Raw genomic sequence first — 578 nt, forward strand, 5'->3', positions numbered from 1 at the left:
GCTTTTTGAAAGATAGGACTTGTATAATGAACACCTTGATCTGAGTGAATTAAGGCATCTTTTGCTTTTTTAAAGTTTTTGTTCTTCTTTAACTTCTTGAGTGTATCTGTAGCTAAATCTAAAGTCATACGGTCTGATAAATGGTAGGCTAAGATTTCTCCAGTCGAACCATCTTTAATGGCTGATAAGTAGGCTCTCATTCCTTTACCGTAATGTAAATAGGTGATATCCGTGAGGAGTACTTTTCCTGGAACCCCTTGTTTAAATTGTCTGTTTAGAAGGTTAGGTACAACGCGATGTTCTTTTGTAGCTTTCATCATTCGTCTGTAAGGATTTGCTTTTCTAATAGGGCAAACAATGCCATACTTGTTCATGATTCGTCGAATACGTTTCAAATTGTAGACAATATTAAATTGGCCCGCCAAAGTCATTTTAATTTGACGTGCACCTTTCTTACGATTTTTAAAATGGAAAGCTTTTAAGATGATCTCCTTTACGGCCTCATCTGTTTTATCCCTAAGCTTTCTTCTTTCTTGTGATTCCAACGAGAAATAATTATAATAACCACTTCTTGAGAC

1 pseudogene (only partly in view) is annotated in these 578 nt (G+C 35.5%); it reads right to left on the reverse strand.

The features are described from left to right. Window positions 1-578, reverse strand: a pseudogene (locus tag ADA55_RS16955) (IS3 family transposase); its annotated part reaches 246 nt to the left of the window's first position; the annotation flags it as partial.

The sequence above is a fragment of the Bacillus sp. 220_BSPC genome (genome assembly GCF_001054655.1).
GTDB lineage: Bacteria > Bacillota > Bacilli > Bacillales > DSM-1321 > Peribacillus > Peribacillus frigoritolerans.